Genomic DNA, 14,243 nt, shown 5'->3' with positions numbered 1-14,243 from the left:
TCAGTGGCGGGCAAGCTGCCGCTCCCGCAATGATCGGGGCATGAGCGACCGCACCGTCCGCATCCTCCGTCCCGACGAGCAGCGCGCGGCCTGGGACCTGTTCCGGGCCGCGCTGCACGTCCAGCCCGGCACCGACGAGGAATGGGACCGCGTCTCCGCGGCCTACGAGGCCGAACGCAGCTGGGGCGTCTTCGAGCCGGACCTGGTCGGCACCGCCCGGTCCTTCGCGGCCGAAATGGTCGTCCCCGGCGGCAAACGGCTCCCGCTGGCCGCGGTCACCGGCGTCGGAGTCCGCGCCGGACGCACCCGCCGCGGCGTGCTCAGCGCGCTGCAGGCCGCGCAGCTGGGCGACCTCGCCGAACGAGGCGTTTCGCTCGCGCTGCTGCACGCGTCCGAGGGCGCGATCTACGGCCGCTACGGCTACGGCGTCACGACCCTCGCGAACCAGGTCGTGGTGAAGAAGCACCGGGCGCAATTGCGCCCCGACGTGCCCGCCGGGGGAGAAGTCACCGTGCTCGGCATCGACGAGGCCGCGCCGCGATGGCCGGAACTCTATGCCGCGACCGCAACCGGCCACGTCGGCGCGATGACCCGGCCGGAGATCTACTGGCCGGGGTTCGAAGGGCACCTGCGCCGCCGCGCGAAGCTCGTCCAGACCGCCGTGCACCGCGGCCAGGACGGCACCGACGGCTACGTGATCTACCACGTCGAAGAAGGTGCCGCGCACGACAACGGCAAGCTGCAGGTGGTGGAGTTCAGCTACGCCAACCCGGCAGCGTTCGCCGGGCTGTGGCGGTTCCTGCTTTCGGTCGACCTGGTCGACGAGATCGTGCTCCCGATGCGCCCGCTCGGCGAACCGCACGCGCTGCTGTTCACCGACCCCCGAATGGCGAAAACCGAAAGCATCGACGACGAGAGCTGGCTCCGGCTGGTCGACGTGCCCGTCGCGCTCGCCGCCCGCACCTACGGAGCGGCCGAACCCGTCGTCATCGAGGTGGCCGACCGGTCGCTGCCCGCCAACGACGGCCGCTACCTCGTCGGACCCGACGGCGCCTCCCGCACCGACGCGGAACCCGCGCTGCGGCTCTCCGCGGACACCCTCGCCATGCTCTACTTCGGAACGTGGCGAGCCTCAGCGCTTGCGGACACCGGCCGGATCGAGGTGCTCGACCCGGCCGCGCCCGAAGCCGCCGACGTTCTCTTCGGCACGCGCGAATCGGTGTGGTGCGGTACGTTCTTCTGACCGTTGACCAGACGTTTCGCGCAGAGGAGCGGGGTTTGATGCGCGCCGTGCGGGTGCTGTTGTTGTGCGGCCTGGGAATGCTCGCCGCCGCGGGCTGCGACAGCGGCACACCCCCGCCCCCGGCCCGCACCGTCACCGTCACGCCGGACAGCCCCGCCGAGCCGGGCGTCGCGTCGTCCTCGGCGGCGGCGCCCAGCTCTTCCTCCGCGATGCGCGTGTTCGACTCCCGGGTGATGGCCACGGCCGTCACCCGGCTCCTCACCACCGACTACAAACTCGCGAACGTCGGCGCGGTGTCCTGCCCGGACCGGCAGCCCGTCGCCGACGGCTCGCGCTTCCAGTGCACTGTGGACATCGCGGGCACGACGAAACACGTCCCCATCACGGTGACCGGCGCGGACGGCAAGTACCGCGTCGACCCGCCCCAGTGACTCGGCCGCGTTAAATCCGATAGCCGCGCGGCCGCGGAAATTGGTTGAATCGGGACATGAGCGACTACGTGGTACGCCAGATCACCGACGACGAAAGCCGCGCGACTTTCGACCTCCTGGTGCGGTCCCTGCACGGAAACCCGCCCTCGGACGAGCGCTGGGCCCGGGTCGGCGATTCCTGGAAGGCCGACGGCCGCACCGGGGCGTTCCACGACGGCGAACCCATCGGCATCGCCAGCTCCTTCGCCACCCAGCTCGCCGTCCCCGGCGGCGCCACCGTGCCGATGGCCGCGGTCGACGGCGTCGGCGTCCGCGCCGACTGGACCCGCCGCGGCGTGCTCACCGCGATGATGGACCGGCAACTGCACGACTTCGTCCAGCGCGGCCACGTCGTCGCCGCGCTGCACGCGAGCGAAGCGCTGATCTACGGCCGCTTCGGCTACGGCGTCGCGACCCGCATGGCCACCCTGCAGGTCAAGCAACCGGCCCCGCTGCGCGAAACCGTCGCCGCCCCCGGCCGCGTCCGGCTGCTCTCCGCCGACGACGCGATCGCGACGATTCCCTCGCTGTACCAACGGATCGACACCGGCCGCCCCGGCCGGATCGCCCGCCCGGAACTCTGGTGGCCGATCGCGTTCAACTGGCATCTCCACCCCGACGGCGGCAACCACCGTGTCGCTGTCCACAGTGGACCGGACGGCGACGACGGCTTCGCCGTCTTCCACGTCGTGCCGCAGAACAGCTACCTCGACCCGGAACGCGGCGCCGCGCTCGAAGTCCACGAACTGCACGCGGCGTCGCCGGAAGCACTGGCCGGACTGTGGCGGTTCCTGCTGTCGGTCGACCTGATCGAGGTCGTGCACGCGCGCTGCCGTCCGGTGGACGACCCGGTGGGCCTGCTGCTCGTCGACCCGCGCCGGGCGCACACCGTCGCCGTCGACGACGAACTCTGGCTGCGGTTGATCGACGTCCAGGCGGCGCTCGCGGCCCGCGCGTACGGCTCCGCGGAACCCGTTGTGCTGGAAGTGAACGACCGGATGCTGCCGGACAACCGCGGCCGGTACCGCGTCAGCAGCAACGGGGTCGAGCGCACCGACGCCGACGCCGATCTGCAGCTGGACGTGGACACGTTGGCGATGCTGTATCTCGGCGCCTGGGAAGCCGCGCCGCTCGCGTTGTCCGGCCGGATCACCGGCGCGACCGCGGAAACTCTCGCCCGGGTGGACGCGCTGTTCCGGACCGGCACGCAACCCTGGACCGGCACGCACTTCTGATCCTCAGGGAGGGTTCCGCCGCGGGCTGGAACCCTCCCTGGCAAGTCAAGCTCCGGGCAGTGCTGCCAGCAGGCGCTCCACCGAACGGCCCAGGTTCCACCGCTCGGCCAGCTCCGCCACCCGATCCGGATCGGCGGGCGCGGACGGCACCGCATCCGGCCCGGACTGCACCACCGGCGCGTCCACCGCGACCCGCACCACGGTCGGTGCGACAGCCAGGTAATCCGCGGCGTCGGACAGCCGCAGCCGGGTCTTCAACGGCACCCGCGAATCCCCGGCCGAGGCCGCGGCGACGAGTTCCTCCAGCGAACCGAACTGCGTGATCAGCTTCGCCGCGGTCTTCTCGCCGATCCCCGCCACGCCCGGCAGCCCGTCCGACGGGTCGCCGCGCAACGCGGCCATGTCCGCGTACGCGGGTCCGGCGTGCTCGGCCGGAACGCCGTACTTCTCGGCGATTTCCCGCTGCCCCAGCACTTCCGCCTTCGCCCAGCCCTTCCCGACGTACACCACCGACGTCGGCGTCGGCTCCTCGCGCACCAGCTGGAACAGGTCCCGGTCGCCGGTGATCACCTCGACCGGCGCGTCCTTCTCCCGCGTCGCGAGCGCGCCGATCACGTCGTCCGCCTCGTAGCCGTCCGCCTCCGCGACGGCGAACCCGAACGCCTCCAGCACTTCCAGGATGATCGGCACCTGCGGGGTCAGCGTGTCGGGCACCTCCTCGACGTCCGCCCCGCCGTCCCCGGGCTCCGCGACCCGGTGCGCCTTGTAGCTCGGCAGCAGATCGGTGCGGAACTTCGGCCGCCAGTCCGCGTCGAGACAGGCGACCAGCCGCGCCGGACGGCGGTCGGTGAGGATGCGCGCGATCGTGTCGGTGAACCCGCGCACGGCGTTGACCGGCGTCCCGTCGGGCGCGGTCATCGAATCGGGCAGCGCGTAGAACGAGCGGAAGTAGAGGCTCGCGGAATCGAGGAGGGCGAGTGGTCCGGTCACCCGCACAGCCTGCCACGTCCGGCCCGGATCGCCCCGAAAGCGGCGCCGGGCGCGTCCGCTCCCGCGAAGGCCGAAGCCCGTGAAGGACTCCTTGAGGGAATCAGATTCCCCCAAGGAGTCCTTCACGGACGGTGCCCACACGCGGCTTCGGCGAGGTGGCCGGGGCGGCACGCCGGTTCGGGAGGACGGGCGGGCCGCGCCGCGACGCCGGTACTAGGCTCGGCGTCATGTCGAGCCGATCCCTCCACACGCCCGCTCCCGACGCCGCCGCGCTCCGCGCCCGTCTCGACCGCGCCGCGAAAGCGGCCGCCGCCGCGAACACCGACGCGCTGCTCGTCGCGCCCGGTTCGGACCTGCGGTACCTGCTCGGCCAGGCGGGCGGTTCGTTCGAGCGGCTGACCACTCTCGTCGTGCCCGCCGACGGCACCCCCGCGCTCGTCGTGCCGAAGCTCGAGGCCCCCGGCTACGCCGGCGTGCCCACCGACGACCTCGGCGTCGACGTGCTCACCTGGGTCGACGGCGACGACCCCTACCGGCTCGTCGCCGACCGGCTCGGCAAGCCCGGCCGGATCGCGGTCAGCGACTTCACCCCGGCGCTGCACGTGCTCGCCCTGCGCGCCGCGTTCGGCGACGCCGAGCAGACCCTCGCCGGCCCGATCGTGCGCGAACTGCGGATGCGCAAGGACGCCGCCGAGATCGACGCCCTCCGCAAGGCGGGCGCGGCGATCGACCGCGTGCACGCGCGGATGGGCGAATGGCTGCGCGCCGGCCGCACCGAAGCCGAGGTCGGCGCGGACATCACCGCCGCCATCGTCGAAGAGGGCCACACGCACGCCGACTTCGTCATCGTCGGCTCCGGCCCCAACGGCGCCAGCCCGCACCACGACGTGTCCGAGCGCGTCATCGAACGCGGCGACGTCGTCGTGATCGACATCGGCGGACCGGTGCCCGAGGGCTACAACTCCGACTCCACCCGCACCTACTCGATCGGCGAACCCCGCGACGCCGACGTCGCCGAGACCTACGCCGTGCTGCAGCGCGCGCAGCAGGCCGCCGTCGACGCGGTCCGCCCCGGAGCCACCGCCGAGAGCATCGACCAGGCCGCGCGCGACGTCATCGACGCCGCCGGATTCGGCGAGTACTTCATCCACCGCACCGGCCACGGCATCGGCCTCGACGTGCACGAAGAGCCCTACATCATCAAGGGCAACGCGCTGCCGCTCGAGGCGGGCATGGCCTTCAGCGTCGAGCCCGGCATCTACCAGCCCGGCCGCTGGGGCGCCCGGATCGAGGACATCGTGCTCGTCACCGACTCGGGCGTCGAGCCGGTGAACACCCGGCCGCACGAACTGGTCGTGCTGGACGCATGAGCGCAGCCTTCCGGCGAACCATCGCCGCCGCCCGACCGGCCCGTGCGCGACTCCTCGCGGAGGTGGCGGCATGAGCGGACCGCTGGAACCGCTCGACCAGGCGATCGTGCAGGAGCTCGCCGCCGACGGACGGCGCAGCTTCACCGACCTCGCCGAACGGGTCGGGCTGTCGGTCTCGGCGGTGCACCAGCGGGTGCGCCGCCTCGAACAGCGCGGCGTCATCCTCGGCTACACCGCCCGGCTCGACGGCGAGCAGATCGGCCTCCCGCTCACCGCGCTGATCTCGCTCACCCCGAACGACCCGGCCGCGCCCGACGACTACCCGCAGCGGATCCAGCACATCACCGAGATCGAGTCCTGCTACTCGGTGGCCGGCGACGAGTCCTACATCCTGCTGGTCCGCGTCGCCTCGCCGCTCGGCCTCGAAGACCTGCTCCGGCGGATCCGCGAGGCCGCGAAGGTGTCCACCCGGACGACGGTCGTGCTGTCCACGCCGTTCGAGGGCCGGTCGCCGACGTTGTGAGAGCTTCCGGAGCGGTGGGAGTGGTACGGTAAAAGGTATGGCAACACGTAAGGTGACACTCTCGCTCGACACCGGTGCGCTCGAGTACGCCGAGCGGGCCGCGAAAGCACACGGGATCTCGGTCTCGTCCTGGCTGTCCAAGGCGGCTCGGCGCGAGGCGGTTCGGACTGGGTATACCCCGCAGCGGGCTCCGGTCGCCCCTGCCGCTTCGTCGGCGGAAGCGGATGAGGCGGAGCGGGCGGCTGCGGAGAAGGAGATGCGTGCGCAGGGGTGAGGTTTGGACTTACCACCCGCCTACTGATCCTGCTCGGCAGCGGACTGTGGTTTTGCTGTCTTCGGACGGGGTGAACGAGTCTGAGCGGCCTTGGTTGCTCGGGACTGAGTTGCTGGACCGGGATCCGCAGGACATTCTCGGGGTTGCGGTGGATGCTCGGTATTGGGTGTCTACGTTGAATCTCACGCGGTTGTATCGGCCTTGGCTGGCGGAGCGGATCGCGGAGGTTGACGGGGAGGTTCAGGAGCAGATCGATGTGGCTTTGAGGGCTGCGTTGGATTTGTGAGTCTCTTTTGTTTTCGGCTCGTCGCCTGGCGGCGACATTGCGCCCACATGGTTGCGTGGGGCACCCCGAAGCTTGATTGTGATGACGGACGGCGGGTGCTTGTCAAGGCGGGAAAGATGCCTTGACAAGCACCCGCCGTCCGCATTTTGGCTTCGTACCGGGGTGCGGGGGAGGGGCTGGGTGCCTCGCTCGTTGGGTGCATTGGCTGCGGTTTTGGGCGCGCGGGGTGGGTGCGTGGTTGCGGTGGATTCGGCGGGCGGCGGTTGGGGTGGGGGTAGCGCCCCAATGTGGCATTGGGTGCGTGGGATGCACCGAACGCCGCATTGGGTGCGTCAGATGCACCCAATGCCGCATTGGGGCGCATTCCTGGCGGGGCGGCGGCGCGGGGCGGGCCGTGAAGGGCTCCTTGAGGGAATCTAGGTCCGTGAAGGAGCCCCTCACGTACGGCGGCGGGGCGTGAGGGGAACCCTGAGGGAATCAGAGTCAAGGAGGGTGGCCCTCACGTAACAGCTGGGCCAGGGGCGGCGGGGTCAGCTCACGGGTTCTGGGATGGCGTGGAGTTTTCCGTCTGGGCCTGCCAGGCAGGAGGCGTTTCCTCGTTGCGTCGTGAGGAAGTCCGTGAGGCAGTCGGCGATGGCGGCGTGTCCTGCGGCGTTGGGGTGGAAGGATTCCTGCAGTGCGTGCGTCGCCCGGTCGACTTGGGTCAGGTCGTTCAGGTGCAAAGTCAGGCGGGTGAACCATTCCGTGGCCGGGTTCGGGCCGCCGGAGCAGGCTTCGTGGTTTTCGCCTGCTCGGGCCAGATCCAGGAAACGGGCGCCGGATTGGGTGGCTGCTTGTTTGATTCCTGCGGACAGGGTGCTGATTCCCGTGGTCGAAATCCACTGGAGGTCGTCGGTGCGGAAGGGGCAGCCGTTGAGGCTTTGCAGGTCTGCTGGGATGTCCGGGCCGACCGGGGTGGCGTAGGACTGGAGCACCAGTTGGTAGTCCGCGGGGACGTAACCGGCGTTGGCCAATACCTTTTTCACGTCGCCTACTGCGTTCGCCACCTTCGGGACCATCGCGTCCACTTTGGACTTCCAGCTTTGCTTCAATGCGACGTTGCAGGACGGGCCGTCGGCGGAGAACCAGGCCTTGAAGCATTCGCTGACTTGGGCGGAGAACTTCGGGTCGTCGTTCGCGCCCACTGCGATGACCACCGCGGCTACCCGGTGGTCTTTCACCACGTCGGCCAGTTGGGCGGCTTGCGAGCGTTCGCCCCACTGTTTGGCGTCGCCCAGGGCGACTTGGGCGGCGGGGGCGCCGGAGCAGGCCAGGTTGACCCGGGCGGTGATGCCGGGGATGCGGACCTTCTGCACGAAGGCCGCCGACGAGCGGTGGCACCAGTCGCCGTTTCTGCCGTCGGTGTCGGGGCTGTAGGCGCCGGCGCCTTCGCCCGACACGGTGCTGTCGCCCATCGACACGATGGTCAGCGGGCCGCGGCCGGGCGGGCCCTGGCGCGGAAAAGGCTGTCCTGGCCTGCTCTCGGTGCCGAAAAAGACGAAGAAGCCCACGAGCACAGCTACGCAGGCGAGGACCAGCGCCCCCCACCACCACCGGAATCGTCGCATCGCTCGCCAAGTCTAGCGAGAACCCGGACGGCCTCGTCAGGGTCGGCAGGGGGTGCGACGCGGGTCACCGGGCGGTGAGCGTCCACTGTGGACTTCAAAGGCTATTCGCCTGCCCAGATCGGGGGCTTGCGGTGGGTCCACGGGGCGGCCTGTTCCAGCTGTCCGGCCAGGCGGAACAGCAGGTCTTCGCGGCCGAAGGCGGCGGTGAACTGCATGCCGATCGGGAGTCCTTCGTCCTCGGCCAGCGGGACGGACATCGACGGAACCCCTGAAACGTTCGCGGCCGCGGTGTAGGGGGAGCGGTCCAGGAGGCGGTCCAGCCAGCCGAGGCCGTCCAGTTTGTCCGCGTCTTCGCCGTATGCGCCCAGCGGGACCGGCGGCTCGGGCAGCGTGGGAGACAGGAACAGGTCGTAGCGGGCGAAGTGGCGGGCGAAGGTTCGCGACACCTGGTTCCGGATCGCCAGGGCGCGGACGAACTCGTCGGCGGTGACCTGGCGGCCGTAGCGGTAGCTGGCGAGGGTGACCGGTTCCAGGGTGGTTTCGTCGACCGGGCGGCCGGTCGCGGCGGCGATGCCGTCGATCCACGGGGCCAGGTTCGCGGTCCACATCCGGGCGTTGCCGAGGACGAATTCCTCCCAGGAGACGCCTAGGGCCAGTTGCGTCTCGTCGACTTCGTGGCCCAGGGATTCCAGCAGTCGCATCGTCGCGGACAGGGCGGCGGAGACCGGCTCGGTCGGCTGGCGGCCGCCCCAGGGCTGGCGCAGGACTGCGATCCGGAGACGGCCTGGATCCGTCGCGACCTCCGCGGCGTAGGGCCGCTCGGGGCGCGGGGCGAAGTACGGGTCGCCGGGTTCGGGGCCTTCGATCAGGTCCAGCAGGACGGCGCTGTCGCGGACGCTCCGGCTCAGGCTGCCTTGCACGGCCAGGCCGCTGAACACCTCGTCGGCGCCGGGGCCGTGCGAAATCCGGCCGCGGGTCGGTTTCAGGCCGAACAATCCGTTGCTGGAAGCGGGAACTCGGATGGAACCCGCGGCGTCGGTGGCGTGGGCGAGGGGGACGATTCCGGCGGCGACCGCCGCGCCGGAACCGCCGCTGGAGCCGCCTGCGCTTCGGTCAGGGGACCACGGGTTGCGGGTCGCGCCGTAGAACTCCGGTTCGGTGGTGGTGCTGTAGGCCATTTCCGGCGTGGTGGTGCGGCCGATGGTCACCAGACCGGCTTCGCGGAAGCGGCGCATCAGGAACGAGTCTTCGGGCGACACGGCACCGGCGGCCAGGCGGCTGCCCAGTTCGCTGCGTTTGCCTGCCATGGTGACGCCGAGGTCCTTGATCAGGAACGGCACGCCTGCCAAGGGTGCGGAGCTGGGGGCGTCCTCGGGCGGCCAGGTTTCCACTACGGCGTTGATCTGCGGGTTCACCGCTTCGACCGCCCGGGCGGCCGTGTCGGCGACCTCGGCCGCGGTCACCTCGCCGCGGGCGATCAGCTCTGCCAGGCCGACCGCGTCGCAGCTCGTGTATTCGGAGATTTTCACCAGCACGTCCTTCGTGAGACTCATCCGTATTGAGTGATACCGAGCGGTATCACCGGAGACGGTTGTGTACCGTAGCCGGGACGAACCGGATTGCCAACCCCCGTGGGAAGAACCGATGACGAGCACCTCCGCCCGGCGGCCGACGCGGGTCGCGACCTTGCCGCCTCGCGAGCGGATCCTCGACGCGGCCGAGGAGCTGTTCCTCAACGAGGGCGTCGTGCGGGTCGGGGTCCAGGCGATCGCGGACCGCGCCGGGACCACGAAGATGGCGATCTACCGGCACTTCGGCACCAAGGACGCGCTGATCGCGGAATGGCTGCGGATCGTCGTGCACGACTACTCGGCCGCCTTCGACGCGGCAGAACAGGCGCATCCGGACGATTACGCGGAGCAGATCCGCGCGGTGGCGCGGTTCATCGTCGACGGGCTGCCCGATTTTTCCCATCGCGGCTGCCCGTTCACGAACTCGGTCGCCGAACTGCCCGATCCGGACCATCCTGCGCGGCGGCTGATCAGCGAGCACAAGACCCGCCAGTTCGGCCGGCTCCGGGCGATGTGCGCGGGGCTCGGGCTGCCCGACCCGGAACTGGGCGCGGCGGAGCTGACGTTCGCGATGGGGGGGGCGCAGATCGCGGTGCAGAACGGCGGCGTCGAGAACGTCGGCGCGCACCTGACGAAGATCGTCGAGGGCGTGATCAGTCGCGGGAAGCCGGGCTGAGAGCGGCGCGTTTTCGGTGCAGCAGAAGGCGTTCCGCCTCGTTCGAGACCAGCCGGAGAGCGGCGTCGTAGGACTCGACGGCTTCGCCGGTCCGGCCCAGGCGGGCCAGCAGATCGGCTCGGACGGCGTGGAAAAGGTGCCGGTCGCCGAGGTCCAGACCGTCCACAATGGTCAGTGCGGCGGCCGGGCCTTCGACCTCGGCGACGGCGACGGCGCGGTTCAGCGCGACGACGGGGGTCGGCGTCAGGGCGAGCAGCTGGTCGTAGAGGGCGAGGATCTGCACCCAGTCGGTGCCGTCGCTGTGCACGGCGTTGATCGCGGCCTGGATCTGGTACGGGCCCGGGCGGTCGAGCCGCAGGCAGCGGCGGACGAGGTCCTGGCCTTCGGCGATCAGCGTCCAGTCCCAGCGAGCGCGGTCCTGCTCGGGCAGCAGCACCGGGATTCCGTCGGCGTCGAGCCGGGCCAGGCGGCGTGATTCGGTGAGCAGCTGCAACGCGAGCAGGCCGAGCACCTCGGGTTCGTCGGGCAGCAGGGCGGCCAGGACCCGGGTCAGGCGGATCGCTTCGGACGCCAGGTCCGGGCGGGTGAGGTCGGTGCCGCTGCTGGCGGTGTGGCCTTCGGTGAAGATCAGGTAGATCACGGCGAGGACGGCGTCGAGCCGGGCCGGGAGGTCGGCCGCGTCGGGTACGCGGTAGGGGATTCGGGCGGCGCGGATTTTGGCTTTCGCGCGCACAAGCCGTTGCGCCAGCGTCGATTCCGGGACCAGGAAGGCGTGCGCGATCTCCGGGGTGGTGAGGCCGCCCAGCAGACGCAGGGTGAGCGCGACCCGGGCGGCCGTGCCGAGAGCGGGGTGGCAGCAGGTGAAGATCAGCCGCAGCCGTTCGTCGGGCACCGCGCCTTCGTCGAACGGTTCGCTCGCGTGCAGGAGCGCGGCCTGCGCGTGGCGGTCGGCGCGGGTGGATTCGCGGCGGAGGCGGTCGATGCCGCGGTTGCGGGCGGTGGTGACGAGCCAGCCGGCGGGACTCGGCGGCAGGCCTTCCGCGCGCCATTTCACGGTGGCGATCGCGCAGGCCTCCTGGACGGCGTCCTCGGCGAGGTCCAGGTCGCCGAAGACCCGGGCCAGCACGGCGACCGCGCGGCCGTGCTCGGCGCGGAAGACCCGCTCGAGCACGGCCGCCGGGATCACTGGAACTCCCGGACTTCCACCGGCAGCGTGGTGATCTCCGAGATCCGCCGCGCCCACTCGGTCGCGGCCTCCGGGCCGGGCGCGGTCACGACGGTGAAGCCGCCCAGGTGTTCCTTGCCCTCGGCGAACGGGCCGTCGGTGCACAGGACATCGCCGCCGGAGGCCCGGACCACCTTCGCGGTGGCCGCCGGACGCAGCCCGCCCGAGAACACCCAGACGCCTTTCGCCTTCATCTCGTCGGTCACCGCTTCGAGGCGCGCCGCGATGTCCGCCAGCACTTCGGGATCCGGGGTTCCGCCGTCGGGCTGGCAGATCCCGAGCAGGTACTGCGGCACGGCTCCTCCTCGGCTCAGCGTTGCCGGGCCGGCCGCACGATCATCTCGCTGACGTCCACGTCGGCCGGCTGGTCGAGAGCGTAGGCGACGGCGTCGCCGATCGCTGTCGGGTCGATGGCATCCTTGCGGTAGATCCGCATGAACTCCTGCGTTTCCGGGTCGCTGATCGTGTCCGCCAGCTCCGAGGTCACGACGCCGGGGGAGACCGTGGTGACGCGGATCGACGGGTCGCATTCCAGCCGCAGGCCCTCGGTGATCGCCCGCGCCGCGTATTTCGTGCCGCAGTACACCGCCGCGGTCGGCGTGACCTGGTACGCGCCGATCGACGCGATCGTGACGAAGTGGCCCCGGCGCTGGCGGGTGAAGTGCGGCAACGCCGCGGCGATGCTGTGCAGCAGGCCCCGGACGTTGACGTCGATCATCCGGTCCCACTCCTCGACCAGCCCGGCGTCCAGCCGGGACAGCGGCATCACCCCGGCGTTCGCGACGAACGCGTCGATCTCGCCGTGGTCGCGCACCGCGCGGTCGACGAACTCGGCGACGTCGGCCCGGTCGGTCACGTCGAGGCGGTGGACCTCGATGCCGTCCGCGCTGGCCGCGAGTCGCGCGAGCCGGTCTTCGCGGCGCGCGCCGGCGATCACGCGCCAGCCGTCCGCGGCGAGCCTGCGGGCGGTGGCCTCGCCGATTCCGCTGCTGGCACCGGTGATCAGGACGGTCTTGCTCATGCGGATTCCTTCGGGAAGTCGGCGGACAGGGTGACGTCGCGCCAGTCGTCGAACGTCTTGCGGAGGGTGTCGAGGCGCGCGGTGGCGATGGCGTAGGCGGCTTGGCCGAGCAGCAGGCGCAGCGGCGGTTCGGCGGAGGCGACGGCGTCGATGACCGCCGTCGCGGCTCGGTCCGGGTCGCCGGGCTGCGTGCCGTAGGTGGCGAGCGTCGAGGTGCGGCGCGCGCCCGCGGTGCCGGCGTAGTCGTCGATGCGGATCGCGGATTCCCGCATGGACGGGCCCGACCAGTTGGTGCGGAACGCGGCCGGTTCGACGATCGTGACGCCGATGCCGAGCGGACCGACCTCCGCGGCGAGGGATTCGCTGAAGCCTTCGACGGCGAACTTGGTCGCGTGGTAGTAGCCGGTCGCGCCGAAGGCGGCCAGCCCGCCGAGCGACGAGACCGAGACGATGTGCCCGCTGCGCCGGGCCCGCATTCCGGGCAGGACAGCGCGGGTCAGCGCCATCAGGCCGAATACGTTCGCCTCGAACAACGCGCGGATCTCGGCGTCTTCGCCCTCTTCGACGGCGGCGAGGTAGCCGTAGCCGGCGTTGTTGACGAGGACGTCGATCTGGCCGAAGACACGGTGTGCCTCAGCGACCGTTTCGGCGATCTGCTGCGGGTCGGTCACGTCGAGCGCGACCGCCAGCGCACGTCCCGGGTGCGCGGCGACGAGGTCCGCGACGCGTTCGGGATCGCGGGCCGTGACGACCGCGCGCAGGCCGCGTTCGAGAACGGCGGTCGCGAGTGCGCGGCCGAGGCCGGTGGAACACCCGGTGATCAACCAGACGGGTGCATTGTTTTCAGACATGGCTCTGCCCCTGAAGGAATTCGATAATTGCGGAAAATGCGTCAGCGGTGCGGGCGGTCCCCGGCGGCGAGACTGCCGAGCAGCCCCAGCGCGGCCTCCGACGGACTGCCCGGATCCGCTTGGTACACCACGAGTTGCTGGCCGGGAGCGCTGTTCACGGTCATCGATTCGTAGTGCAGGGTGAGCATTCCGACCAGCGGATGCCGGAACCGTTTCGATTCGTGCGTTTTCTGCCGGAGTTCGTGGCGCGCCCACAGCCGGCGAAAATCGGCGCTCTTGAGCGACAGTTCGCCGACCGCCTCGATCAAGAGCGGATCGTCCAGATCGGTGCCCGCCGCCGACCGCAGTCCGCCGACCGTGTTCACCGCAACCAGCTCCCAATCCGGGTAGAAATCGCGGGCGTCGGGGTCGAGGAACGCCAGCCGCAGCAGGTCGCCGCTGTGCTCGTGGCCGGCGAACAGCGCTTCGCCGAGCAGATTCGACGCGAGCACGGTCATGCACCGCCCGAGCACGACCGCGGGCGTCTGCGGCCATGCGTCCATCAGCTGCACCAGCCGAGGACTGACGCGTTCCTTGGCGGGCCGTCGCTTAGGCCGCTTGGGACGGGCCAGCGAATGCAGGTGGGCGAGCGCCTCGTCGTCGAGTTGCAGCGCCCGGCCGAGCGCGTCGACGACCTGCGCGGACGGGGTGCGCTCGCGGCCCTGCTCGAGCCGCACGTAGTAGTCGGTGCTCACCCCGGCCAGCTGCGCGACCTCCTCCCGGCGCAGGCCGCTGACCCGGCGCCGGGTGTCGGCGAGCAGGTCCGCGTCCGCCGGGACGGTGGTGCCGCGCCGGGCCCGCAGGAACTCGCCGAGGAGGTTGCTGTCGCTCATGCACCCAGGCTAGATCGCGCGCGGCGGCC

General features: G+C 71.0%; 16 protein-coding genes. 8 read left to right on the top strand and 8 right to left on the bottom strand.

The annotated features are described in order from the left end of the window. Positions 1-40 precede the first annotated feature (40 nt). The 3 genes from FKO37_RS29345 to FKO37_RS29335 are packed head-to-tail and all read left to right on the top strand — an operon-like array spanning position 41 to position 2,948. Positions 41-1,243, top strand: coding sequence for a GNAT family N-acetyltransferase (locus FKO37_RS29345; RefSeq protein ID WP_037806453.1), 1,203 nt, complete (start codon positions 41-43; stop codon positions 1,241-1,243). Between the two features lie 38 nt (positions 1,244-1,281). Next, positions 1,282-1,674, top strand: a complete 393-nt coding sequence (locus tag FKO37_RS29340) for a DUF4333 domain-containing protein (RefSeq protein WP_134731991.1) — start codon at positions 1,282-1,284, stop codon at positions 1,672-1,674. 56 nt (positions 1,675-1,730) lie between these two features. Next, positions 1,731-2,948, top strand: a complete 1,218-nt coding sequence (locus tag FKO37_RS29335; RefSeq protein ID WP_037806450.1) for a GNAT family N-acetyltransferase — start codon at positions 1,731-1,733, stop codon at positions 2,946-2,948. Between the two features lie 45 nt (positions 2,949-2,993). Here the strand turns inward: FKO37_RS29335 and FKO37_RS29330 are convergent, their stop codons facing one another. After that, positions 2,994-3,938, bottom strand: a complete 945-nt coding sequence (locus FKO37_RS29330) for a 5'-3' exonuclease (RefSeq protein WP_037806813.1) — start codon at positions 3,936-3,938, stop codon at positions 2,994-2,996. A 227-nt stretch (positions 3,939-4,165) separates the two neighbouring features. On the opposite strand from FKO37_RS29330, the gene FKO37_RS29325 reads away from it, so the two are divergent. The 4 genes from FKO37_RS29325 (at position 4,166) to FKO37_RS29310 (ending at position 6,391) form a co-directional block, all read left to right on the top strand. Then, positions 4,166-5,308, top strand: coding sequence for a Xaa-Pro peptidase family protein (locus tag FKO37_RS29325; RefSeq protein ID WP_037806449.1), 1,143 nt, complete (start codon positions 4,166-4,168; stop codon positions 5,306-5,308). Between the two features lie 70 nt (positions 5,309-5,378). After that, positions 5,379-5,831 (top strand): Lrp/AsnC family transcriptional regulator, encoded by a 453-nt coding sequence (locus FKO37_RS29320; protein ID WP_009078207.1) that lies wholly within the window; start codon positions 5,379-5,381, stop codon positions 5,829-5,831. Positions 5,832-5,868: 37 nt separating this feature from the next. Next, on the top strand, positions 5,869-6,105 hold the full coding sequence (locus FKO37_RS29315) for a hypothetical protein (protein WP_037806448.1): 237 nt from the start codon (positions 5,869-5,871) through the stop codon (positions 6,103-6,105). Further along, on the top strand, positions 6,092-6,391 hold the full coding sequence (locus FKO37_RS29310; RefSeq protein ID WP_037806447.1) for a hypothetical protein: 300 nt from the start codon (positions 6,092-6,094) through the stop codon (positions 6,389-6,391). Before FKO37_RS29315 ends, FKO37_RS29310 begins: the two co-directional genes overlap by 14 nt. Before the next feature lie 530 nt (positions 6,392-6,921). Here the strand turns inward: FKO37_RS29310 and FKO37_RS29305 are convergent. Next, positions 6,922-7,998, bottom strand: a complete 1,077-nt coding sequence (locus FKO37_RS29305) for a GDSL-type esterase/lipase family protein (RefSeq protein ID WP_051728554.1) — start codon at positions 7,996-7,998, stop codon at positions 6,922-6,924. 101 nt (positions 7,999-8,099) lie between these two features. Then, positions 8,100-9,551, bottom strand: coding sequence for an amidase (locus tag FKO37_RS29300; RefSeq protein ID WP_238606597.1), 1,452 nt, complete (start codon positions 9,549-9,551; stop codon positions 8,100-8,102). A gap of 91 nt (positions 9,552-9,642) precedes the next feature. Between FKO37_RS29300 and FKO37_RS29295 the strand changes: the two genes are divergently transcribed. Continuing rightward, positions 9,643-10,245 carry a TetR/AcrR family transcriptional regulator gene (locus FKO37_RS29295; protein ID WP_238606596.1) on the top strand — a complete coding sequence of 201 codons (603 nt, stop codon included), beginning with the start codon at positions 9,643-9,645 and terminating at the stop codon, positions 10,243-10,245. On the opposite strand, the gene FKO37_RS29290 is transcribed toward FKO37_RS29295, so the two are convergent. Genes FKO37_RS29290 through FKO37_RS29270 form a run of 5 tightly spaced genes read right to left on the bottom strand, consistent with a single transcriptional unit; the run spans position 10,223 to position 14,214 of the window. Beyond that, positions 10,223-11,431, bottom strand: coding sequence for an RNA polymerase sigma factor (locus FKO37_RS29290; RefSeq protein ID WP_134731999.1), 1,209 nt, complete (start codon positions 11,429-11,431; stop codon positions 10,223-10,225). The genes FKO37_RS29295 and FKO37_RS29290 overlap by 23 nt on opposite strands. Then, a complete protein-coding gene (locus tag FKO37_RS29285; RefSeq protein WP_238606595.1) occupies positions 11,428-11,766 on the bottom strand; it encodes a YciI family protein in 339 nt (112 codons plus the stop codon). Before FKO37_RS29285 ends, FKO37_RS29290 begins: the two co-directional genes overlap by 4 nt. Positions 11,767-11,780: 14 nt before the next feature. Continuing rightward, the gene (locus FKO37_RS29280) at positions 11,781-12,491 is read right to left on the bottom strand and encodes an SDR family oxidoreductase (RefSeq protein ID WP_238606594.1); all 711 of its coding nucleotides are present in this window, start codon (positions 12,489-12,491) and stop codon (positions 11,781-11,783) included. Then, complete coding sequence (locus tag FKO37_RS29275; protein WP_238606593.1) at positions 12,488-13,342, bottom strand: oxidoreductase; 855 nt, start codon at positions 13,340-13,342, stop codon at positions 12,488-12,490. Before FKO37_RS29275 ends, FKO37_RS29280 begins: the two co-directional genes overlap by 4 nt. A gap of 41 nt (positions 13,343-13,383) precedes the next feature. Continuing rightward, positions 13,384-14,214 carry a helix-turn-helix transcriptional regulator gene (locus FKO37_RS29270; protein WP_037806436.1) on the bottom strand — a complete coding sequence of 277 codons (831 nt, stop codon included), beginning with the start codon at positions 14,212-14,214 and terminating at the stop codon, positions 13,384-13,386. Positions 14,215-14,243 lie beyond the last annotated feature (29 nt).

It is taken from the genome of Amycolatopsis sp. Poz14, assembly GCF_006704225.1.
Classification (GTDB): Bacteria; Actinomycetota; Actinomycetes; order Mycobacteriales; family Pseudonocardiaceae; genus Amycolatopsis; species Amycolatopsis nivea.
The sequence above is the reverse complement of the archived record's forward strand: the minus strand, read 5'-3'. Positions and strand labels throughout refer to the sequence as shown.

Bases quoted from the DNA above. Each gene is read 5' to 3' on its own strand.
- FKO37_RS29275 (WP_238606593.1), bottom strand. From the start codon at position 13,342: ATGTCTGAAAACAATGCACCCGTCTGGTTGATCACCGGGTGTTCCACC.
- FKO37_RS29335 (WP_037806450.1), top strand. From the start codon at position 1,731: ATGAGCGACTACGTGGTACGCCAGATCACCGACGACGAAAGCCGCGCG.
- FKO37_RS29325 (WP_037806449.1), top strand. From the start codon at position 4,166: ATGTCGAGCCGATCCCTCCACACGCCCGCTCCCGACGCCGCCGCGCTC.
- FKO37_RS29315 (WP_037806448.1), top strand. From the start codon at position 5,869: ATGGCAACACGTAAGGTGACACTCTCGCTCGACACCGGTGCGCTCGAG.
- FKO37_RS29300 (WP_238606597.1), bottom strand. From the start codon at position 9,551: ATGAGTCTCACGAAGGACGTGCTGGTGAAAATCTCCGAATACACGAGC.
- FKO37_RS29270 (WP_037806436.1), bottom strand. From the start codon at position 14,214: ATGAGCGACAGCAACCTCCTCGGCGAGTTCCTGCGGGCCCGGCGCGGC.
- FKO37_RS29345 (WP_037806453.1), top strand. From the start codon at position 41: ATGAGCGACCGCACCGTCCGCATCCTCCGTCCCGACGAGCAGCGCGCG.
- FKO37_RS29280 (WP_238606594.1), bottom strand. From the start codon at position 12,491: ATGAGCAAGACCGTCCTGATCACCGGTGCCAGCAGCGGAATCGGCGAG.
- FKO37_RS29340 (WP_134731991.1), top strand. From the start codon at position 1,282: ATGCGCGCCGTGCGGGTGCTGTTGTTGTGCGGCCTGGGAATGCTCGCC.
- FKO37_RS29320 (WP_009078207.1), top strand. From the start codon at position 5,379: ATGAGCGGACCGCTGGAACCGCTCGACCAGGCGATCGTGCAGGAGCTC.
- FKO37_RS29305 (WP_051728554.1), bottom strand. From the start codon at position 7,998: ATGCGACGATTCCGGTGGTGGTGGGGGGCGCTGGTCCTCGCCTGCGTA.
- FKO37_RS29295 (WP_238606596.1), top strand. From the start codon at position 9,643: ATGACGAGCACCTCCGCCCGGCGGCCGACGCGGGTCGCGACCTTGCCG.